This is a genomic window from Hymenobacter lapidarius, from assembly GCF_001816145.1.
Lineage (GTDB): Bacteria > Bacteroidota > Bacteroidia > Cytophagales > Hymenobacteraceae > Hymenobacter > Hymenobacter lapidarius.
This window is the reverse complement of the sequence record NZ_MDZB01000076.1, coordinates 1-213: the sequence shown is the minus strand read 5'-3', so window position 1 is coordinate 213 and position 213 is coordinate 1. Positions and strand designations below refer to the sequence as shown.

Sequence of the window (213 nt, the reverse complement as noted above, 5' to 3'; positions counted from 1 at the left end):
AGGTAGCAAAAAGCGGTAAGAAGACTCAAGGGCAGCAATAGTGAACCTGCCGGATAAGCGCTTCTGCATGTTTCGCTCGCCATCAAAAGCAAAAAGGTCTTTCCCATAGGAAACGACCTCTCAAGTAGCCGCGAGCAGATTCGAACTGCTATCAAGCGTTTAGGAAACGCCTATTCTATCCCTTGAACTACGCAGCCAGGTTACAAAGGTAAG

At 47.9% G+C, this 213-nt stretch carries 1 tRNA gene; it reads right to left on the bottom strand.

Features of this window, described 5'->3' with window-relative positions:
• Positions 1 to 125: 125 nt before the first annotated feature.
• Positions 126 to 197: transfer RNA gene (locus tag BEN47_RS05365), tRNA-Arg, on the bottom strand.
• Positions 198 to 213: the final 16 nt, after the last annotated feature.